The following is a 20,848-nucleotide window of genomic DNA, read 5'->3' on the forward strand; positions in this document are numbered from 1 at the left end:
AATAAAGGCGCACAGCAAGGCGTCAGAGCCGCTCGATAATCGTCGCGTTCGCGGTGCCGCCGCCTTCACAGATGGTCAGCAGGCCGTAACGACCGCCGGTGCGCTCGAGTTCGTTGAGCAGCGTCGCCATCAGCTTGGTGCCGGTCGCGCCGAGCGGGTGGCCGAGTGCGATCGCGCCGCCGTTGACGTTGACCTTGGCCGGATCTGCGCCGATTTCCTTGATCCAGGCCAGGACGACCGGGGCAAAAGCTTCGTTGATCTCGACGAGGTCGATGTCCTCAATGCTCAGACCGGCCTTCGCGAGAGCATGCTTCGTGGCCGGGATCGGCGCACTGAGCATGAAGATCGGGTCGTCGCCGCGAGCGCTGAGATGATGAATCCGGGCGCGGGGCTTGAGGTTGTACTTTTCCACCGCTTCCGCCGACGCCAGCAGCAGCGCACTCGCGCCGTCGGAGATCTGGCTGGCCACCGCTGCGGTCATGCGACCGTCTTCGACGAGAACCTTGAGCGTCGCCATCTTTTCGAGGCTGGTCTCGCGGGGTCCTTCGTCGACGGTCGCGTCACCCATGGCGACGATCTCGTTGTCGAAACGACCCGCGGCGATTGCAGCCTTGGCGCGCTCATGGCTCTGCAGTGCCCACTTCTCGAGCTCTTCGCGGCTGATGTCCCACTTCTCGGCGATCATTTCGGCGCCCTTGAACTGCGAGACTTCCTGGTCACCGTAACGCTCGGTCCAACCGACCGAACCCGAAGTCGGCGTGTCGAATCCGTACTGCTGACCGACGATCATCGCTGCCGAGATCGGAATCTGGCTCATGTTCTGAACGCCGCCGGCGACGATCAGATCCGCGGTGCCCGACAGGATGGCCTGAGCACCGAAGTGCACTGCCTGCTGGCTCGAACCACACTGACGGTCGACCGTCACACCGGGTACGTGCTCCGGGAATCCCGCTGCGAGCCAGGACATGCGGGCGATGTTGCCGGCCTGGCCGCCGATGGCGTCGACGCAACCGAAGATCACGTCGTCGACGTCACTGGGATCGATACCGGTGCGCTCGACCAGTGCCTTGACGACGTGCGCACCGAGATCGATGGGGTGCACGCCGGACAGCGCGCCGCCCCTCTTGCCGATCGGTGTTCGAATGGCGTCGACGATGTAAACCTCGGACATAGCGTTAGCTCCTAGTTTCGTTGTGCAGCAATAGTTCTTGAAGTTGATTCAGCAATAGCGTCTGAAGTTGTTGCCGGATCGGATAGCCCGTCGAGCACGATCGCGAGATATTGAGCCGCGACGGCGTGAGCCGAGAGGGATCCACCCGGGCGGTACCAGCGAACCGCGACCCACACGGTGTCGCGCATGAATCGGAAGACCAATTCGACGTCGATGTCGGAGCGGAAGGTCCCGTCCGCGACGCCGGCTTCGAGGACGCCGACCCACAGGTCCCGGAACTCGGTGTTGCGCTCGGCCAGGTAAGCGAAGCGCTCGTTCCCGACGAGGTGCTTGACCTCGTCCTGGTAGATCGCAACAGCCGAATGTGAGGCGTCGATGGCCTCGTACGAAGTCACGACCAGAGCTTCGAGCGTCGCGCGACTGTCCAACCCCGCCGCGACGATCTCGCGGTATTTTCCGAAGAGTTCGTCGAGGAACTGGTGCAGGATCTCGTCGACCATCGACTCCTTGGAATCGAAATGGTGATACAAACTGCCGGAGAGGATCCCGGCGGCGTCGGCGATATCGCGGACCGTCGTCGCGCGCACTCCGCGATCGGCGAACAGCCCGGCCGCGATCTCGAGCAGCTCGTCGCGGCGCCCTGACTTGCCGGTTGATTCGTCGGAATTTCGAGGTGGCGTCATGTATTCAATCCTATCCAGGGCCCTCCCCTGTGCGCGGTCAGCGAGTCCAGGGACTCCTTAACCGCGCACGGGGACGCTAGGCCCTCTGCGAAGAAACGGAGACGATCTCGCCGGTCATGTAGGTGGAGTAATCGCTGGCGAGCATCGCGATGACCGTTGCGATCTCCCAGACCTCCGCGGCGCGGCCGTAGGCCTCACCGGAGGCCAACTGGTCGAGCAGTTCCTCGCTGGTGACCTTCGCCAGAAACGCATGACGCGCAATGGAGGGCGAGACCGCGTTGATCCGGACTCCGTACTCCGCTGCTTCGATGGCGCTGCACCGAGTCAGTGCCATGACGCCGGCCTTGGCTGCGGCGTAGTGCGCCTGTGAATGCTGCGCGCGCCAACCGAGAACGGATGCGTTGTTCACCAGAACACCGCCGTGCGGAACGCTCTTGAAGTACCGCAGCGCGGCGCGCGTCGAACGGAAGGTGCTGTTGAGGGTGATGTCGAGAACGCGATCCCACTGATCGTCCGTCATGTCGACGACGGGAGTCTCACCGCCCAGGCCTGCGTTGTTGACGACGATGTCGATACGCCCCAGCTTCTCGGCCGCGCCGACGAACAGCGCGTCGACCTGCTCGGTGCTGGACACGTCGCAGATGATCGACTCGACCTGCTGACCGGGGAATTCGGCCTTCAGCTTCTCCACCGTCTCCCCGAGCCGACGCTCGTGGAAGTCGGAGACGAGAACGTCGCCGCCCTCGAGAAGCACCCGGCGTGCAGTTGAGAAGCCGATGCCGGTTCCGGCTGCGGCGGTGATGATCGCCTTCTTGCCCGCGAGCAGTCCGTGGCCCGGGGTTTCCTCCGGCGCAACGGAAAGCGGGGACGCGGCTTTGGTGTCAGACATTAACGAGCCTCTCGGGGAAGACCGAGCACGCGCTCGGAAATGATGTTGCGCTGAATTTCGTTGGAGCCGCCGTAAATCGTGTCGGCGCGGGTGAAGAGGAAGAGGCGCTGCCACTCGTCGAGCTCGAGATGCTCGGGATCGGTGATGTCCGAGGCATTGCCTTCGGAATCGGCCCACGGTGCAACCAACGACGACGCACCTTGCACGTCCATCGCCAGCTGCCCCAGATCACGATGCCAGTTGGCCCACAACAGTTTTGCGACGGACGCTTCTCCGCCACCGGTTCCGGCGTCGACCGCGTCGAGAGTACGCATCGCGTGGGCGCGCATCACGCGCAGTCCGACCCACGCACGGGCGATCTTTTCACGGATGTGCGGATCCTGGTCACTGCCATTGGCTTTCGCCAGGTCGACGACGCCTTGGAGCTCGCGGGCAAATCCGATCTGCTGTCCGAGCGTGGACACACCGCGCTCGAAGGTGAGCAGCCCCATCGCGATCTTCCAGCCCTCGCCGGGTTCCCCGACCACGAGATCGGCGTCGGTGACGGCGTCGTCGAAGAAGACCTCGTTGAACTCCGACGTGCCGGTGAGCTGCTGAATGGGCCGAACTGTCACACCGGGCTGATCCAACGGGACCAGCAGGAAGCTCAACCCCTGGTGACGCTTGGAGCCCACTTCGGTGCGGCAGACCACGAAGCACCACTGCGCGACGTGAGCGAGTGAGGTCCACACCTTCTGGCCGTTGATGATCCACTTGCCGTCTTCGAGGCGTGCGGTGGTGGAGACGTTCGCGAGGTCGGAACCGGCGCCGGGCTCGGAGTAGCCCTGCGACCACAGTTCGCTGACCGTGTTGATGCCAGGAAGGAATCGGTGCTTCTGCTCGTCGGTGCCGTACGCGATCAGCGTCGGGCCGAGCAGCTCTTCACCGATGTGGCTGACGCGAGCCGGCGCACCGGCCTTCGCGTACTCCTGATGGAAGATGACCTGCTGGGAGATGCTTGCTCCCCGCCCGCCGAACTCCTTCGGCCACCCGAGGCACGTCCACCCCGACGCTGCGAGGTGCTTGTCCCACTCGAGTCGTTGCTCGAAGAACTCGTGCTCACTGCCGGGGCCGCCCTTACCCTTGAGCTGGGCGAATTTGCCCGTCAAGTTCTCGGCCAACCACTGCGCGACCGTGGCCGCAAACTCGTCGTCCGTCATCTGCCCGTCCGGGCTCTCGCTCTGGTCCACATATGTAAGATAACCTACCAAGCACTTGCTAGGTAGCGTGTCAGGTAGGAGTCCAGTGACCGAACAACCGAGAACCATCCCATCAGCCCTCATCCGGGCCGCCGAGGAGTTCGGTGAGCGCGCGGCTATCGCCGATGGCGACACCCGACTGACCTTCGCACAGCTACATCAGCGCGTCCGCGATTTCGCCGGCGCACTGATCAACCGTGGGGTGAAGGCAGGCGACCGCGTCGTCATCTGGTCGCCCAACACGTACCACTGGGTGATCGCCCTGCTCGGCGCTCAGTACGCCGGAGCAGCCATCATCCCGATCAACACCCGATACACCGGCACGGAAGCGCTCGACATCATCGAGCGCGTCGACGCAGCTGCCCTGGTGGTCGTCGGCACGTTCCTCAAGGCCGATCGGTACCAGCAGTTGCTCGACGCCAACCCGGACCTGTCGATCCCTACCGTCATCCAGGTACCGATCGACGGGAACGACGACCGTGACGGCGTCATCGAGTTCGAGGACTTCCTCGCGCTCGCCACCGACGCCGCTCGCACCGAAGCCGACGCGCGTGCTGCGAAGGTACAGCCCGACGACGTCAGCGACATTCTCTTCACCTCCGGCACCACGGGACGTAGCAAGGGTGCGATCACCGCGCATCGTCAGTCCATCGCCGTCGCGAAGTCGTGGGGTGAATGCGCCGAGGTCACCGCCGACGACAACTTCCTCATCATCAGCCCGTTCTTCCACACCTTCGGCTACAAGGCCGGAATCCTGGTCTGCCTGCTGAACGGCGCGACGATCGTGCCGGTGTCCGTCTTCAACATCGACGACACCCTCGCGCTGGTCAACAGCGAGAAGATCAGCATCCTGCCGGGCGCCCCGACGATCTACCAGACCATCCTCGATCACCCCCGCCGCAGCGAATACGACCTATCCTCGCTCCGCATCGCGATCACAGGCGCAGCACCCGTTCCGGTTGCCCTCGTCGAGCGCATGCAGGCAGAGCTTTTCGACGCCGTCCTCACGGCATACGGTCTGACCGAAGCCGTGGTTGCGACCATGTGCCGCACCGACGACGACCCGGTCACCGTCTCCACCAGTTCCGGCCGCGCGACAGCCGATTTCGAGGTCAAGATCGGCGATCAGGGTGAGATCCTGCTTCGTGGACCGAACGTCATGCTCGGGTATCTCGACGACCCCGAATCCACCGCCAAGGCAATCGACGCCGACGGCTGGTTGCACACCGGAGACGTCGGAACCCTCGACGAGCGTGGGTATCTCGACATCACCGATCGTCTGAAAGACATGTACGTCAGCGGCGGATTCAACGTCTACCCCGCCGAGATCGAAGGCATGTTGGCTCGCCTGCCCGGCGTCCACGAGTCTGCCGCCATCGGCATCCCCGATCACCGGATGGGCGAGGTGGGCCGCGTCTACATCGCCCAACTCGACGGTGCCGGCCTCACCGAAGAGTCGGTGATCGCCTTCCTCAAGGAGAAGATCGCCGGCTTCAAGGTGCCCCGCGAAGTACGCTTCGTCGATCACCTGCCCCGTAACCCTTCGGGTAAGGTCCTCAAAACGGTTCTGCGCGGGGAACAGTCATGACCGTTCCCTTCGAAGCCGACGTCGTGACCTACGAGGTTCGTGACTCGGTCGCCGTCGTGACGTTGAATCGCCCCGACTACCGCAACGCCCAGAACTCGGTCGTGACGTACGCACTCGACGCGGCTTTCCAGCGCGCCGTCGAGGACGACGACGTGAAAGTGATCGTCCTGGCAGGCAACGGACCTCACTTCAGCGCCGGACACGATCTGGGAACTCCGGGACGCGACCATCACGTCGAGTACGAGAACAAGGCCACCATGTGGTGGGATCACGTCGACAAGCCCGGCGGTGACCAGCGTTTCGCCCGCGAGATGGAGGTCTACCTGGGCATGTGCCGTCGCTGGCGGGAGATCCCCAAGCCCACCATCGCGATGGTGCAAGGCGCCTGCATTGCCGGTGGGCTCATGCTCGCCTGGGTCTGCGACATGATCGTCGCGGCCGACGACGCCTTCTTCTCCGATCCCGTTGTCCGCATGGGCATCCCCGGCGTCGAATACTTCGCGCACCCGTGGATGGTCGGGTCACGTTTCGCGAAGGAAATGCTCTTCACCGGCGATCGCTTCACCGCGCAACGCGCCTACGAAATCGGCATGGTCAATCGCGTCGTCGCCCGCAAGGATCTCGAGAAGGAGACGTTCGAGCTCGCCGGACGTATCGCCGAGATGCCGCGCTTCGGACTGGCTTTGACCAAGAAGGCCGTCAACCAGTGCGAGGACCAGATGGGGATGCGCAACGGCATCGACTCCGTCTTCGGTCTGCATCACTTCGCTCACGCTCACAACGCCGAGGTCGGCAAAGACTCGCTTGGTGGTCTCGACGCCAAAGCCATGGCTGCCAGTGCTCGCGCACCGCAGGAAGGAACAAACTAGTGGATCTCGTATTCGACGACGCCACAACCGCATTCCGTGACGAGGTCCGCTCGTTCCTGGAAGCGAATGTGCCCGCGACTCCCCTGAAGTCGATGGATACCGCCGAAGGCTTCGAAGAGCACCGTCAGTGGGAGCACACTCTCGCCGACGCCGGCTACGCCGTCGTCTCCTGGCCCAAGGAACTCGGCGGACGCGATGCGTCCCTGCTCGAATGGGTCATCTTCGAGGAGGAGTACTACCGCTCGGGCGCGCCCGGCCGCGTAAGCCAGAACGGCATCTTCTTGTTGGCTCCCACACTGTTCGAGCATGCAAATGCCGAGCAGTTGGCTCGCATCATGCCGCGCATGGCTCGTGCCGACGACATCTGGGCCCAGGCCTGGTCCGAGCCCGAATCGGGTTCCGACCTCGCCAGCCTGCGTTCGAGTGCGAAGAAGGTCGACGGGGGCTGGCTGCTCAACGGTCAGAAGACGTGGAGCTCACGCGCAAGCTACGCGGACTGGGGCTTCGGCTTGTTCCGCTCCGATCCGGATGCGCAGCGCCACAAGGGCATCACGTATTTCATGTTCGACCTCCGATCGAAGGGCGTCACCGTCCGCCCGATCGATCAGCTCGACGGCGAGCCCGGCTTCGCCGAGATCTTCCTCGAAGACGTCTTCGTTCCGGACGACCCGGCCAACCCCGGCGAGTCGGGTGTGATCGGCAACGTCAACGAAGGTTGGCGCGTCGCGATGAGCACCGCGAGCAATGAGCGCGGCCTCTCGCTGCGCAGCCCCGGCCGTTTCCTCGCCACCGTCGACCGCCTGCTCGAGCTGTACAAGTCCAGCGGACGAACCGATGACAACGCTCTACGTAACCAGGTTGCCGACGCCTGGATCGGTGCTCGCGCATACCAGCTCAACACTTTCGGTACCGTCACCCGGCTCGCCGACGGTGGACAACTCGGCGCCGAGTCCTCGATCAACAAGGTCTTCTGGTCCGAGTGGGATATCGCCACCCACGAGACCGCTCTCGAACTGCAGGGCCCGGAAGCCGAGCTGGCCGACAACTGGATGGACGGATACCTGTTCTCCCTGTCCGGCCCGATCTACGCAGGCACCAACGAGATTCAGAAAAACGTCATCGCCGAGCGTCTGCTCGGCCTACCGAAGGCGGACCGATGAGATTCGCGCTCGACTCCTCCCACCAGGACTTCGCTGCAAGCATCGATGCACTGCTGACCAAGTCCGACATGCCCTCCGTCATCCGCTCCTGGAACGACGGTGACACCGAGCCGGGCAAGAAGCTCTGGCAGCGCCTTGCCGAGACCGGTGTCAACGGCCTCGTCATCTCCGAAGAACACGACGGACTCGGCGCCGACGCCGTCGACCTGGTCGTTGCTCTCGAACAGCTCGGTCGGCACGCAGTACCCGGACCGGTTGTCGAAACGATCGCCGTGGCACCGACGCTCCTGGCTTCCGTTGCACCGGAACGTCTCTCTGCTCTCGCCGAGGGTTCGCTGGCAACCGTCGCCGCTCCCCCACACACACCGTTCGCACTCGATGCCGATGCGGTGGATCTGGTTCTGCTCGTGCAGGACGGCTCCGTCTCACTCGGCGTCCCTGGCGAAGCCAAGGTATCGGTAGATCTCTCCCGCAAGCTCTACGAGGTTTCTGCCGGCGAATCGCTGGGCTCCGCCGACTTTTCGGCCGCCTTCGACATGGGCGCGCTTGCCACTGCCGCGCAGTTGCAGGGTCTCGGCCAGACACTGCTCGAGGTCACCACCGAATACGCGAAGCAGCGCAAGCAGTTCGGCAAGGTCATAGGACAGTTCCAGGCAATGAAGCACCACCTGGCGGAAGTTGCCGTTTCGCTGGAAATGGCTCGTCCCCTGCTCCACGGTGCCGCTCTGTCGGTTCGCGATCAGTCGGCCGACGCTTCCCGTGACATCTCGGCGGCCAAGGTCGCGTGCGGGGATGCTGCGTACAAGGCCGCTCGCGTCGGACTCCAGGTTCACGGCGCCATCGGCTACACGATGGAACACGATCTCTCCTTGTGGCTCACCAAGGTACGAGCACTGCTCACCGCGTGGGGCACACCGTCCGAGCACCGCGCACGCGTCGTCGAAGCTCTGGTTGCATCATGAGCATCGACACCGAAGACCAGGCAGCACTGCGCGCGTCGGTACGCGATCTCCTGAGCAAGCATTCCGACTCCGCTGCCGTCCGCGCTGCCATCACCACAGAGATCGGCTACGACGCCGCCCTGTGGAGCAAGCTGTGCGAGCAGATCGGCGTCGCCGCGCTGGCGATTCCCGAGGAGTTCGACGGCGTGGGAGCAGGTTTGGGTGAGGTACACGTGGTCCAGGAGGAACTGGGCCGCACACTGACCCCGTCACCGATGCTGGGTTCGGCGATTCTTGCCTCACAGGCACTGCTGCTTTCCGGTGACAACGACGCATGCTCGCGACTGTTGCCCGGTGTCGCATCCGGCGAGAGCACGCTGGCCCTGTGCTGGGCAGGTGCCACAGGTTGGAGCGCCTTCGGCGTCGAGGCAACCGAGGATGCGTTGACCGGCACGGCGTCGTACGTCCTCGACGGCCACGTCGCAGACACCCTGCTCGTTCTGACAGCCGACGGGTTCTACGAAGTGGATCCCGCGGCCGAGGGCGTCTCCCGCCGACGCGTCCCCACCATGGATCCCACGCGAACGCTGGCAGAGGTCACGTTCTCCGGTGTTCGCGGTCGTCCACTGCAGTGGTCCGAAGATCTGGTCGATCGCATCCGAACCGTCGTTCTGATCGCGTTGTCCGCGGAACAGGTCGGAGCGGCCGCGGCGATCGTCGAACAGACCGTCGAATACACGAAGTCGCGCAAGCAGTTCGGCCGCGCGATCGGTTCCTTCCAGGCCCTCAAGCACCGGATGGCCGACATGTACACGTTGGTCGAGACGGCGCGCTCGATGACGTACGCCGCCGTGGCGACGCAGTCGGCGGACGACGCGGCGGTAGCGAAGGTGTACTGCTCGGAAGCGTTGCAGCAGATCACCTCCGAAGCGGTTCAGTTGCACGGCGGAATCGCGATCACCTGGGAGCACGACGCTCAGCTGTACTTCAAGCGTGCACACGGCAGCGCTCAGCTCTTCGGACAGCCGAGCACCTACCTGCCGAGCCTCGCGCAGGCAGCGGGTCTGTAGGACGCCTCGGTGCTTGTTCGCTCGGGATTTCGAGTGAACAAGCACCGACGCCGCCCAGTCAGTGGAATGATCCGCAGATTTATGCGGCTCGATCACGCAGAATCGGTCACCAGACAGCTGTCCATCTCACAGACCGGAGTTTTCTCGTGAATCGATTCGACGACAAGCGCGTCCTCATCAGCGGCGCAGGATCCGGAATCGGCCAGGCCACCGTTGCCCGCATCCTGGCAGAAGGAGGCACCGTCGTCGCCGCCGACATTTCCGAGACCGGCCTCGAACAGACATTGAACGCTGCGAAGGACGCAGGCCATGCCGATCGCCTGACCACGGTGAAGGTCGACATCTCCAGCGAAGAGTCTGTTCGCGAACAGGTCGGCGCTGCGATCAAGGCTCTGGGCGGTCTCGACGTGTTGATCAACGCGGCGGGCATTCTGCGCTCCGCGCACACCCACGAGATGGCGCTCGATTTCTGGAACACCGTCATCGGGGTCAACCTCACCGGAACATTCCTCATGACGAGGGAGTCCCTGCTGGCACTGCTCGAAAGCGGAGCAGGCGTCGTGGTCAACTTCAGTTCCACGTCGGCCACGTTCGCCCACCCCTACATGACGGCGTACGCAGCGTCGAAGGGTGGAATCCAATCCTTCACGCACGCACTCGCTCTCGAGTACAGCAAGCAGGGCCTCCGCGCCGTGGCCGTCGCACCCGGCAGCATCGCTTCGGGCATGACGTCCGATCCCGGCTTCCCGGCCGACATCGACTTCACGCTGCTCGGCAAGCTGGCGCCGGCAATCGGCGAGGGCTTCGCTCCCCCGTCCGCGGTCGCCGGCGTGATCGCGATGCTCGCCTCCGAAGACGGCTCGTTTGTCACCGGAACGGAAATCCGCATCGACGGCGGCACGCATATGTGACCACTTGCTGTGCGCCTTTATTAACCCCCGGCGGTTAATAAAGGCGCACAGCAGCAAGGCGGCATACTTACCTGGTCGCGCGGAACCGGTCCGGCGGTACGGAGTGCGGTGGGGAGCCAGCAGTGAGCGAATCAACAGGCGGTACGAACCTCGAGCCTGTGCTGATCAGTCCTGTTGTCGGCGGAATGATTCGCACGTGGTCCGAGGACGAGACCCGCTTGTGGAGCGTCGACGATCCCACCGCGCTCGGCGCACTGCTCGGACAGGGCCTCGTAGCTCGCACCGCCTTGCCGGACAACAAGTTCCGAGAAGTTGCGTTTCTGAATCCCCAGACCCAGACCCTCACTGTGCAGCCGCGCTTCGCCTCACAGGACAGCGCTGCCCTCGCCGCACCGTTCGAGCTCACCGCCGCGACTGCCCCGACCAGCGGCGCCTGGGAAGATCTCGAGGCGGTACTCGCCTCCATCGCGATCTCCGCTGCCGGTCGCGGCGAATTCTGGCTCGCGGAACTCGGCGGGTGGGATTCTCCCCACGAGCCGAACTGCCTCTTCACGACCGTCGACGAATCGGGCCTGGCCAATGCAGTCATGGAAGCCACCCCCGCTCCCGTGGGCACCGGCGTCTGGCCGGAGGTTCCGAACGGCCAAACCGGAGTTTCGGTCTCTGCACCAGCCTCGCAGGACACCATCGAGGCCGCCGGAATCTTCGCAGTATCAGCTATCGAGACGTGGGGCGTCACTCCGTGGGACATCAACCTCACCTTCGGCAAACTGGTAGATTTCGCCTGATCAACAGCCCCGACACGCGGCGGTGAGTTGTACGTCTCCCCTCAGCCGACGGCTCACGGTTCGTCACAACACGCCCAATGGCGACGACATCGGGCCCCTCGATGGGCATACTGAGGGAACTGGGGTTACTCCCGGTCACAAATACCCATGGATCCGCGTCGGGGCGGGTGCGGTCCGACAACACGCGAGCAGCCACAGACACTGGCAGCTCCGAAAGGTTCAATCATGGCAACCGACCAATTACAGACGGTTGTATTGCACGGCGACCAGCTCAAATACGTCGACCAAGGCAGTGGCCCCGTTGTGGTGCTCATTCACGGCCTACTGGGCGCGCACTCCAACTGGGAGCCGCAGATCGAGACGCTCTCGCGCCACTACCGCGTCATCGCTCCTGATCTATTCGGACACGGCGCGTCGGACAAGCCTGCCGGCGACTACTCACTCAGTGCTCACGCCGCCACCGTTCGTGACCTCCTCGAAGCCCTCGATATTCCGTCGGCCACCCTCGTCGGTCACTCCCTCGGTGGTGGGATCGCGATGCAGACGCTGTACCTGTTCCCCGACCGGGTGGAGCGGCTGTGCCTGGTGGCCAGCGGCGGACTCGGCCCCGAGGTAAGCCCACTCCTGCGCGCGGCGACTCTGCCCGGCAGCGAACTGGTACTTCCCGTTCTCGCGTCCAGGACGCTGACCGACGTGACGGACAAAGCGCTCGGACTTTTCAACAAGATCGGCCTGTTCAAGCTCGGTGCCAGCGCGAGTGAGGCCCGTAAGAGCTTTGCTTCGGTATCGGACGCGTCGACACGTCAGGCATTTCTGGCGACCGCGCGATCGGTCATCAACTACAACGGCCAAACCGTCAATGCCACTCCGCATTTCGCCAACTTCAAGAACCTGCAGGCACTACTGGTGTGGGGCGAGGAAGACACCATCATCCCCAACGCCCACACCGAGAACGCTCGCGCCGAACTACCGCTGGGGCGGGTGGAGATCTTCAAGCGCGCCGGGCATTTCCCGCACCTTGACTATCCGGATCGCTTCGACCGCGTCTTCTCCGAATTCATGACGGACTGCGGAGTCGGTATCGGCACCGGACCCAAGGCCGTCAGCAGCTGAACTAGCTCCCCGCAACCAGCTCTTCGAGGTAGCTCGCCACCCCGTCCTCGTCGTTCGTGGGCAAAATTCGGTCGGCGAGCTCGATGACCTCAGCTCTGGCGTTGGCGGGCGCCAGAGCCGTTCCGGCCCAGGTCAGCATCGCAACGTCGTTGAAGGCGTCACCGGCCGCGGCCACTTCCGACGCGTCGATGCCGTCGATCGCGCACAACTGCGCGAGAGCGCTGGCCTTCGAGACGCCCGCCGCTGCCATTTCCATGTACGGGGCCCCGGAGTGGGTCAACTCCACACCCTCGATACCCGCAGCGACCGCAGTTCGGTACAGGTCGGCGCTGGGAACCTCGGCATGCCGGGCCACGATCTTGACCATCGGCTCCACGTCCAGCGGCAGCGTATCGGCGAGCACCATCTCGTGCAGGTGCCGGTGATGGTCCGCGAACTCGCACAGAGCGGCATACTCCGGCTCGGCAAAGAACTGCGTGGGTCCGACGTTCGCGAACACGACGCCCGGAATCAGAGCGCGAACCTGCTCCATAGCCGTTGCAGCCAAAGATGTTTCGATCGAAATGGTGTCGACGATCTCCGGAGTCCCGTCCGCCAGGTCGAGAATGACAGCTCCGTTGGCACACACAGCTTTACCGCGAAATCCGCACGAGCTCGCCAACGTGTGTACCGAATGCCTGGCCCGGGCCGTCGCCCACACAACTTCGATCCCCGCGAGCCGCGCGTTCTCCATGGCCTGCGCGGTGCGCGCCGAAATCGTTCGGTCGGAGCGCAGCAGGGTGCCGTCGAGGTCGGTTGCGAACATACGAATACGGGTCACCAGACAATGATGGCAGTCCGTTCGCAGCCCTCACCAACTACGTGGCATGGGCCGTTGCTCTGTCAATTACTTGCTTGGGCCTCGAGAAGGTGCCGACGCATCTCACCGAAGACCACACCCAGCCGCTCGACATCTCGCGGGCTCAGCAGGTCGAACATGCTCTCCCGTACAGCGGCCACGTGCGCCGGGCTTGCCGACGCCAGTTTCTCGGCACCCAAGTCGGTCAGCTCCGCATTAGCGCCCCTCTTGTCGTCGACACACTCGACCCGGCGCACCCACCCGGCACCGACCAGGCGATTGACGGCCCTGGTCACACCACTTCGTGTAGCCATAACAGCGTCGGCGAGCTCACTCATGCGCAGTTGCCGCCCGGGCGCTTCGGCGAGAGCGACCAGCAGTTCGAAATCAGTGAAGGAAATGTCGGAGTCTCGCACCAACTGCTGATCGAGAACACGCTGGAGCAGTCGGGTCGAGTCCAGGTAAGCCCGCCAGGCCGTTTGCTCCGAGTCGCTCAACCACCGCGTCGATTCCATAACGCCAGCATAGCTGAAGTAGTTGATAACGAAATCAAATGATCTATTCTCAATGTAGTTGATCAGTCAACTACCTGTTCGAAGAGAAGGTTCAACCGGGAGGCGGGCGCCATGAGCGACAACAACGCAGTGCAGTTCGACAACGCAATGCAGTTCGACAAAGCAGCGCAGTTCGACAAAGCAGCGCAGTTCGAGGAACGCCGTGCCGAGATCAGAGATCGACATCTGATCCCCGCTGACAAACGACCATCATCGATGGCACGCGGGCTGCACCATACTGCCCTGATCAGCAGTGACGTCGAGCGAACCGTGAAGTTCTATCAAGATCTCCTCGGCTTCCCACTCACCGAATTGATCGAGAACCGTGACTACCCCGGGTCGTCGCACTTCTTCTTCGACATCGGTAACGGCAATCTCCTGGCCTTCTTCGACTTCCCGGGTCTCGACGTGGGCCCGTACCAAGAAGTACTCGGCGGCCTCCACCACGTCGCGATCAGCGTCGAACCTGCCAAGTGGGCAAAGCTGCGCACCCAACTGACCGAGGCCGGCGTCGAACTGATCGAGCACAGCGAGGTTTCGTTGTACTTCCGCGATCCCGACGGCGCTCGACTCGAGCTGATCGCCGACCCGCTCGGCGAGATGTACGGCAATCACGTCCTCTGAAAACTTGCTCCCCCCAAACCATTCGGAAGGCACACCATGACCTCCACTCTGTCGCAGCCGAACCTCGATATCCGTCGATCGGGCGATCGCTTCAAGTCCAATGCCGGCTGGCTGGACTCGAAGCACTCCTTCTCGTTCAGCAATCACTACGACCCGAAGAACACTCACCACGGCCTTCTCCTGGTCAACAACGACGACATCGTCACGCCGGGAATGGGATTCGACACCCACCCGCACCAGGACATGGAGATCGTCACCTGGGTCCTGAGAGGTTCTCTCGTGCATCAGGATTCGATGGGTCATTCGGGTGTCATCTACCCCGGTCTCGCCCAACGGATGAGCGCCGGAACTGGCATCCTGCATTCCGAGAAGAACGACTCGTGGCGACTCGGTGACGTGGCCGGCATGCATTCCGACAAGCACAGCGACCCGGTTCATTTCATCCAGATGTGGGTTATCCCCGATGAAGCCGGAATCACCCCCGGCTACGAACAGTTGGAGATCGACGCCGAATTGCTCGCCGGTGGACTGGTTCCCGTCGCGTCTGGCATGGACGCGTACGCCGATCACTCGGCAATCCGGATCAAGAACAAGTACGCCGCTATGCACGTTGCGCGTCTGCAACCCGGACAACCTGTGACCCTGCCGGATGCACCGTTCCTGCATGTTTTTGTCGCCGACGGTCAGGCCGCCATGGAAGGCGTCGGCGTGCTCGAACAAGGTGACGCGGTACGCGTATCCGGCGGCGGAGGTCAGCAGGTCAGCTCCGATACCGGGGCTGAGGTTATCGTCTGGGAAATGCACGCCACCGTTTCGCAAGGATGACATGAAGTCCTTCTCGTACGACGCTTCACCGGCTCGAATTGTCTTCGGTCAAGGGACGATCGACACGATCGCCGAAGAAGTGCGGCGGCTCGGCCGTAGTCGAGTGATGGTGCTGGCAAGTCGTCGGTTGAACGCGGTTGCCGCCGCCGTCACCGCATCCCTCGGCGACATGGTGGTGGCCCGCTTCGACGGCGCTGTGATGCATACTCCGATCGAAGTCACGACAGCCGCGCTGAAACTTGCCGAGAGCCATCACGTCGACGTCGTCGTCGCGATCGGCGGCGGGTCGGCAACCGGGTTGTCCAAGGCACTCGCACTACGAGCGGGGTTCGATCAGATCATCGTTCCGACGACGTATGCGGGGTCAGAAGCCACTCCGGTGTTGGGTGAAACGGAGAACGGACGCAAGACAACTCGCTCGTCGCCCCACATCAGACCGGAAACCGTCATCTACGACGTCGACCTCACCCTCGATCTGCCGCTTGGCACCACCGTCACCAGCGCCGTCAACGCGATGGCGCACGCGGTTGAAGCGTTGTATTCAGCCGAGTCCAATCCGATCACCGACTCGATGGCGATCGAAGTGATCTCCGGGATCGCCCGTGCGCTGCCGAGCATTGTCGATGATCCGAAAAATCTGGAAGAGAGGGCCGAACTCCTGCAGTCGGCCTGGTTGGCCGGAACCTGCTTGGGCACAGTCGGTATGGGGATTCATCACAAGGTGTGCCACACCCTTGGCGGCAGCTTCGGTTTGCCGCACGCCCCTACCCACACCGTTGTCCTCCCCCACGCAATGGCGTTCAACGCGTCTGCCGTCCCGGAAGTGATGTCGCGAATAGCGACTGCCCTGGGTGTATCCGATGCCGCTACCGGCGTTTTCGACCTCGTCACCGCGTGCGGCGGACCGACGTCTCTGCGAGAACTGGGAATGCGTCACGATCAAATCGAAAAGGCAGTCGAACTCGCGACCGCGGCCGCTTATCCGAACCCGCGTGAGATCACCGCGGCAGGCCTGAACGAACTCCTCGATAACGCCTGGTCCGGGCGTCGACCCGCCATCGGGTGAGAACAAATCAGGCAGTACCGCCACGAGGCCTGACATGTTCGAAGATCAGAATCGTCTCGGTCGCAGCAACCGCCGGGTGTGCCGAGAGATTGTTGACGACGAAGTCACGCAACTGCGCCGAATCCGTCGTCGCGACGTGCAGCATGTAGTCGTCGACACCGGCAACGAAGTACACGTTGAGGACGGAGTCCAGCTTGGCGAAGTCGTCACCGAGCCGGTTGAGGTGCGACCGTGCGTTGGCCTGCAATCGAACAGCGATCATCGCCTGCAGATCCATTCCGAGAGCGGCGGGGTCGATGTCCGCGTGAAATCCCCTGATCACACCGTTGTCCACCAAGGCGCGCACACGGCCGAGGCATGTCGACGGTGCGATTCCCGCGATCGCGGCCAGCGCATTGTTCGGAATCCTCGCGTCTTTCGCCAGCTCTTCGAGCAGAACCCGGTCGACCTCGTCCAACTTCACGGCAGCCCGAACATGCTTCGGCGAGGCGGCCGTCTGAATACCGATTTTTGAACTTTCGCGCACCATGGATACAGCCTAGAGAATTATCTTCACTTCTCTTCACTATCTGGCGACGAAACTTCATGCTTGGCACCTGCCATTCGAAGAAACAACAGACTCAGTTCGGAGCCGTGTCATGAAGGTCGGAATCCCCCGCGAGATCAAAAACCACGAGTACCGCGTGGCCATCAGCCCAGCAGGCGTCCACGAACTGGTCGGCCGAGGGCACGAGGTCGTCATCGAAACGGGCGCAGGCGTCGGCTCCTCGTTCAGTGACGAGGATTTCAAGGCCGCGGGCGCACAGATCCTCGGATCTGCCGATCAGGTCTGGACGGACGCAGATCTACTCCTGAAGGTCAAAGAACCTATTGCAGAAGAGTATTCGCGGCTCCGCAAGGATCAGGTGCTCTTCACCTACCTTCACCTGGCGGCGTCGAAGGAATGCACCGACGCACTTCTGGCGTCTAAAACCACCTCCATCGCCTACGAAACCGTTGTCGGTTCCGACGGTTCACTGCCCCTCCTCGCCCCGATGAGCGAAGTAGCCGGACGCCTGGCACCGCAGGCCGGCGCCTACCACTTGATGCGTCACGGCGGCGGACGCGGAGTTCTGATGGGCGGCGTTCCCGGAGTGCGCCCCGCCAAGGTCGTGGTGATCGGTGCGGGAGTCTCCGGTAAGAACGCCATCGCCGTGGCCTACGGCATGCAGGCCGACGTCACCGTTCTCGATCTGTCGATCGCGCGCCTGCGGGAAATCGACGAGCTGTACCACGGCCAGGTCAAGACCATCACCTCCAACAGCCTCGAACTGGAACAGGCAGTACTCGACGCCGACCTTGTCATCGGCGCCGTGCTGGTCCCCGGGGCGAAGGCTCCCACCCTCGTGTCCAACAGCCTGGTCGCGCGCATGAAGCCGGGCTCTGTCCTGGTCGACATCGCCATCGATCAGGGCGGCTGCTTCGAGGATTCGCACGCGACCACGCACGCCGATCCGACGTACCAGGTACACGGTTCGGTCTTCTACTGCGTTGCCAACATGCCCGGAGCCGTACCCCGTACGTCCACCTACGCACTCACCAACGCGACACTTCCGTACGTCGTCGCATTGGCCGACAAGGGGTGGAAGGACGCGGTCGCGACAGTGCCCGGCCTGGGGTCAGGACTGAGCACACACGACGGTCTACTCCTGTCCGACAGTGTTGCAGCGGCGCACGGGTACTCGGCTACGACTCTCTGACCCTGGCGACTCTGACCCAGGCGAGGAAAGCTCGAGATCGCTAGCCTTGATCCATGAGCAATCCTGACATCACGCTGAATTCCGGAACCACGATCCCGCAACTCGGCCTCGGAGTCTGGCAGGCCACCAACGACGAAACCGAGCATGCAGTGCGGTTCGCACTCGACGAGGCCGGCTACCGGCACATCGACACTGCCGCCGCCTACGGAAACGAAGAGGGCGTCGGACGAGGTATCGCCAACTCGTCCGTCGCACGAGAGGACATCTTCCTCACCACGAAGCTGTGGAATGCAGATCAGGGCTACGAGCCGGCATTGAAGGCTTTCGACAGCAGTATCGACAAGCTCGGCGTCGACTACGTCGATCTCTACCTCATCCACTGGCCGCTGCAGGACAACGACCGACTCTCCCGCACGTGGGAAGCGCTCGAAAAGATCGCGGAATCGGGCCGTGCCAAGGCAATCGGGGTGTGCAACTTCGAGCCGCATCATCTGCAGCTCCTCGTCGATCGCGGCGGAATGTTGCCCGCCGTCGATCAGGTGGAACTGCATCCGCACCTCACGCAGCACGCTATTCGCGACAAGGCCGCCGAGCACGGGATCAAGGTCGAATCGTGGAGCCCACTCGGCGGTACCAGCAACGCGGGTTGGGGTAAGGCGTCCAAGCCCAACACCCTGCTCACCGACCCGATCATCACTCGAATCGGTGATCGCCACAGCAAAACTGCCGCGCAGGTCCTGATCCGCTGGCACCTTCAGAACGGCCTGATCGTCATCCCGAAATCCGTACACGATGCTCGGATAGCTCAGAACATCGACGTATTCGACTTCGAACTCACCGATCTCGATCTGAGCGAAATCGACACGCTCGACGACGGTACCCGCGTCGGAGCGCATCCCGATGAGCTCAACATCGGTGCGCCGAGCTGATCAAGCCGCTCGTTTGGTGGGGCGAAGCGCATCGAATCCGTTTCGCCTCACCATCGTTCCGAGGGTCTTCCACCACGGCCGAGCCGGATCCGGCTCGCTTCCGTCGCCCATTCGGTGCAATTGATCGGTGTGCCACTGCAGGTCGAGTGCACCGTCGAGCATCGAGATGTCGGCAACCTTCCCCAACAACTTCCGCGCGCCGAACTCCACAGTCGGGACGTTCAATCGTTCCCGATCCGATTCCAGGAGAACGGTTGCCGCGTCCGGGATCGTGATCGTCGGCCGGCCGAGACCGATAACATCGCACGCGCCGGAAGCGAGTGCCTCGACCATCGCCGATCGCGAGCGGAAGCCGCCGGTGACCGCCAAGGGAATGTCGCCGGCAATCGCTCGGACTGTCTCGGCATACTCGAGGAAATATGCCTCTCGATCGCGAGTGCTCTGCTTCTGCGCTTTACCCATCATGGCCGGCGATTCATAACTGCCACCGCTGATCTCGATGAGATCGACGGATTCTTCGGTCAACGCGCGCACTACTTCTCGCGACTCGTCTTCCGAGAACCCGCCGCGCTGGAAATCAGCCGAGTTGAGTTTGACCGACACCGCGAATCCCGGCGCAACGGTAGAGCGTATGCGCCGAACGATCTCGATGAGAAAGCGTCGTCGACGCTCAGGATCTCCGCCCCACTCGTCCGTCCGCTGATTGGACAACGGCGAAAGGAACTGCGCAACAAGATAACCGTGCGCTGCGTGTATCTGCACGCCACCAAATCCGGACGACTCGGCGATGCGAGCAGTTTCCGCGAACTTGTCGATGATCTCGCCGATCTCGGCAGTCGAGAGTTCTCGCGGCGTCGCCATGCCCGGAATTTTCAGCGCGATCGCGCTGGGGGCGACCGGTCGACCTCTGCTGGCAATCGGGTTGGATTGTCGCCCTGGGTGGTTCAGCTGCATCCAGATCTCGGCGCCGCCGTTCTTGGCAGTCTTGGCCCAGGAAGTCAGCGCTTCGGCATCTCGATCGTCGTCGACGACGACGTTGCCCGGTTCGGCGATCTGCGTTCGATCGACCATGACATTGCCGGTGATCAGCAACCCGAACCCGCCACTGCCCCAACGCCCGTACAACGTTTCCAAGCGGGTGGACGGTCCGTGTGCCCGGTCACCCAGGGCCTCGCTGAGCGCCGCTTTCATGGTCCGATTCCGCAGGATCTGCCCGCAGGGCAAAGTCAACGATTCTCCGAGCGTGGTCATGGATGCCTCTCGCAACGAATAGGGAAAGAAGGTCAATGGCGGGGCGCAGAACCGAAGTGCCGCTTGGTGTCGCGCACGAAGCTCGAGAAGATCAGTGAGTTGACCGGTAGGCCACCGCGTACCGCGAGCGACAGCTTCGGACGCGGCGAGAATGCAAAGGTCCACTGCAGTCTCGAGCCGACTGCGAGTTCATCGACGCGATAGTCCTCGGCAAAGGATTGGAACAGCGGCACATTCGATTGTTCGACGTAAAACGAGTGCCGACGCGTTTCGTCGTCCCAGGTGATGAACTTTTCGCGCATCTGCATTGCACCGCCGCCCACCTCCGCGATTCGTCGCGTGCCGACACCGTACGGGCGAGGCGAGGTGTAGTGAACTTTGGTGAGCAGCCGGCACCACGACAACGGTTCGTCCGCGGTCAGACCAGCCCAGACGTCATCCGGTTGGGCGGTGAGGTCGATCGAATACGTGAAGATATGCGGTGCCGTGTCGAAAAAATCGGCACCGACCGGTTCGAGGTCGAACCAATGTGTCATCGCCTACTCCTGCCCAATTAGCCGTTACATGAAGTTACGGATACTTGACGACCGAAGTCAACCCC

Annotated in this window: 22 protein-coding genes; 13 read left to right on the top strand and 9 right to left on the bottom strand. The window is 63.0% G+C overall.

Annotation, left to right across the window (positions count from 1 at the left end; translation table 11 throughout):
- Positions 1-22: 22 nt before the first annotated feature.
- From I7X09_RS22665 to I7X09_RS22680, 4 genes are all read right to left on the bottom strand, one after another.
- Positions 23-1,171, bottom strand: coding sequence for an acetyl-CoA C-acetyltransferase (locus I7X09_RS22665; RefSeq protein ID WP_124568851.1), 1,149 nt, complete (start codon positions 1,169-1,171; stop codon positions 23-25).
- An 11-nt stretch (positions 1,172-1,182) separates the two neighbouring features.
- Positions 1,183-1,854, bottom strand: a complete 672-nt coding sequence (locus I7X09_RS22670) for a TetR/AcrR family transcriptional regulator (RefSeq protein ID WP_095970970.1) — start codon at positions 1,852-1,854, stop codon at positions 1,183-1,185.
- Positions 1,855-1,930: 76 nt separating this feature from the next.
- Positions 1,931-2,743 (bottom strand): SDR family oxidoreductase, encoded by an 813-nt coding sequence (locus I7X09_RS22675; protein WP_003945582.1) that lies wholly within the window; start codon positions 2,741-2,743, stop codon positions 1,931-1,933.
- A complete protein-coding gene (locus I7X09_RS22680; protein WP_200313777.1) occupies positions 2,743-3,972 on the bottom strand; it encodes an acyl-CoA dehydrogenase family protein in 1,230 nt (409 codons plus the stop codon). The genes I7X09_RS22675 and I7X09_RS22680 overlap by 1 nt, the downstream gene beginning before the upstream one ends.
- Positions 3,973-4,027: 55 nt before the next feature.
- On the opposite strand from I7X09_RS22680, the gene I7X09_RS22685 reads away from it, so the two are divergent.
- The 8 genes from I7X09_RS22685 (at position 4,028) to I7X09_RS22720 (ending at position 12,421) form a co-directional block, all read left to right on the top strand.
- Entirely contained in the window at positions 4,028-5,569 is a 1,542-nt protein-coding gene (locus tag I7X09_RS22685) for a FadD3 family acyl-CoA ligase (RefSeq protein WP_200313779.1), read from the top strand.
- A complete protein-coding gene (locus I7X09_RS22690) occupies positions 5,566-6,438 on the top strand; it encodes an enoyl-CoA hydratase (protein ID WP_019746945.1) in 873 nt (290 codons plus the stop codon). Before I7X09_RS22685 ends, I7X09_RS22690 begins: the two co-directional genes overlap by 4 nt.
- Entirely contained in the window at positions 6,438-7,598 is a 1,161-nt protein-coding gene (locus tag I7X09_RS22695) for an acyl-CoA dehydrogenase family protein (protein WP_200313781.1), read from the top strand. Before I7X09_RS22690 ends, I7X09_RS22695 begins: the two co-directional genes overlap by 1 nt.
- Entirely contained in the window at positions 7,595-8,560 is a 966-nt protein-coding gene (locus I7X09_RS22700; RefSeq protein ID WP_200313783.1) for an acyl-CoA dehydrogenase family protein, read from the top strand. Before I7X09_RS22695 ends, I7X09_RS22700 begins: the two co-directional genes overlap by 4 nt.
- A complete protein-coding gene (locus I7X09_RS22705) occupies positions 8,557-9,609 on the top strand; it encodes an acyl-CoA dehydrogenase family protein (RefSeq protein ID WP_200313785.1) in 1,053 nt (350 codons plus the stop codon). Before I7X09_RS22700 ends, I7X09_RS22705 begins: the two co-directional genes overlap by 4 nt.
- A 146-nt stretch (positions 9,610-9,755) precedes the next feature.
- Positions 9,756-10,520 (top strand): SDR family NAD(P)-dependent oxidoreductase, encoded by a 765-nt coding sequence (locus I7X09_RS22710; RefSeq protein WP_200313787.1) that lies wholly within the window; start codon positions 9,756-9,758, stop codon positions 10,518-10,520.
- A gap of 122 nt (positions 10,521-10,642) precedes the next feature.
- Entirely contained in the window at positions 10,643-11,308 is a 666-nt protein-coding gene (locus I7X09_RS22715; RefSeq protein WP_200313789.1) for a hypothetical protein, read from the top strand.
- A gap of 225 nt (positions 11,309-11,533) precedes the next feature.
- On the top strand, positions 11,534-12,421 hold the full coding sequence (locus I7X09_RS22720) for an alpha/beta fold hydrolase (protein WP_003945464.1): 888 nt from the start codon (positions 11,534-11,536) through the stop codon (positions 12,419-12,421).
- A 1-nt stretch (position 12,422) separates the two neighbouring features.
- Here I7X09_RS22720 and I7X09_RS22725 read toward each other — a convergent pair whose 3' ends face one another.
- Together I7X09_RS22725 and I7X09_RS22730 are read right to left on the bottom strand one after the other, a co-directional pair.
- Positions 12,423-13,241 (bottom strand): HAD family hydrolase, encoded by an 819-nt coding sequence (locus I7X09_RS22725; RefSeq protein ID WP_124568856.1) that lies wholly within the window; start codon positions 13,239-13,241, stop codon positions 12,423-12,425.
- A gap of 62 nt (positions 13,242-13,303) precedes the next feature.
- Entirely contained in the window at positions 13,304-13,774 is a 471-nt protein-coding gene (locus tag I7X09_RS22730; protein ID WP_095970964.1) for a MarR family winged helix-turn-helix transcriptional regulator, read from the bottom strand.
- A gap of 147 nt (positions 13,775-13,921) precedes the next feature.
- On the opposite strand from I7X09_RS22730, the gene I7X09_RS22735 reads away from it, so the two are divergent.
- From I7X09_RS22735 to I7X09_RS22745, 3 genes are read left to right on the top strand one after another with little or no spacing between them, the layout of a single operon-like run.
- Positions 13,922-14,437, top strand: coding sequence for a VOC family protein (locus tag I7X09_RS22735; RefSeq protein ID WP_200318042.1), 516 nt, complete (start codon positions 13,922-13,924; stop codon positions 14,435-14,437).
- Between the two features lie 36 nt (positions 14,438-14,473).
- Complete coding sequence (locus I7X09_RS22740; protein ID WP_095970962.1) at positions 14,474-15,262, top strand: pirin family protein; 789 nt, start codon at positions 14,474-14,476, stop codon at positions 15,260-15,262.
- Between the two features lies 1 nt (position 15,263).
- Positions 15,264-16,328: a maleylacetate reductase gene (locus I7X09_RS22745; protein WP_200313790.1), complete on the top strand. Its 1,065-nt coding sequence runs from the start codon at positions 15,264-15,266 to the stop codon at positions 16,326-16,328.
- Between the two features lie 7 nt (positions 16,329-16,335).
- Here I7X09_RS22745 and I7X09_RS22750 read toward each other — a convergent pair whose 3' ends face one another.
- Positions 16,336-16,857, bottom strand: coding sequence for an Lrp/AsnC family transcriptional regulator (locus I7X09_RS22750; protein ID WP_019746936.1), 522 nt, complete (start codon positions 16,855-16,857; stop codon positions 16,336-16,338).
- Between the two features lie 109 nt (positions 16,858-16,966).
- On the opposite strand from I7X09_RS22750, the gene ald reads away from it, so the two are divergent.
- The gene (gene ald / locus I7X09_RS22755) at positions 16,967-18,067 is read left to right on the top strand and encodes an alanine dehydrogenase (RefSeq protein WP_019746935.1); all 1,101 of its coding nucleotides are present in this window, start codon (positions 16,967-16,969) and stop codon (positions 18,065-18,067) included.
- Positions 18,068-18,120: 53 nt separating this feature from the next.
- Entirely contained in the window at positions 18,121-18,996 is an 876-nt protein-coding gene (locus tag I7X09_RS22760) for an aldo/keto reductase (protein WP_200313792.1), read from the top strand.
- On the opposite strand, the gene I7X09_RS22765 is transcribed toward I7X09_RS22760, so the two are convergent.
- Positions 18,997-20,247, bottom strand: a complete 1,251-nt coding sequence (locus I7X09_RS22765) for an NADH:flavin oxidoreductase/NADH oxidase family protein (RefSeq protein ID WP_200313794.1) — start codon at positions 20,245-20,247, stop codon at positions 18,997-18,999. It lies immediately after the preceding gene.
- 32 nt (positions 20,248-20,279) lie between these two features.
- On the bottom strand, positions 20,280-20,783 hold the full coding sequence (locus tag I7X09_RS22770; RefSeq protein WP_095970957.1) for an SRPBCC family protein: 504 nt from the start codon (positions 20,781-20,783) through the stop codon (positions 20,280-20,282).
- Positions 20,784-20,848 lie beyond the last annotated feature (65 nt).

It is taken from the genome of Rhodococcus sp. P-2, from assembly GCF_016598535.1.
GTDB classification, from domain to species: Bacteria; Actinomycetota; Actinomycetes; order Mycobacteriales; family Mycobacteriaceae; genus Rhodococcus_F; species Rhodococcus_F baikonurensis.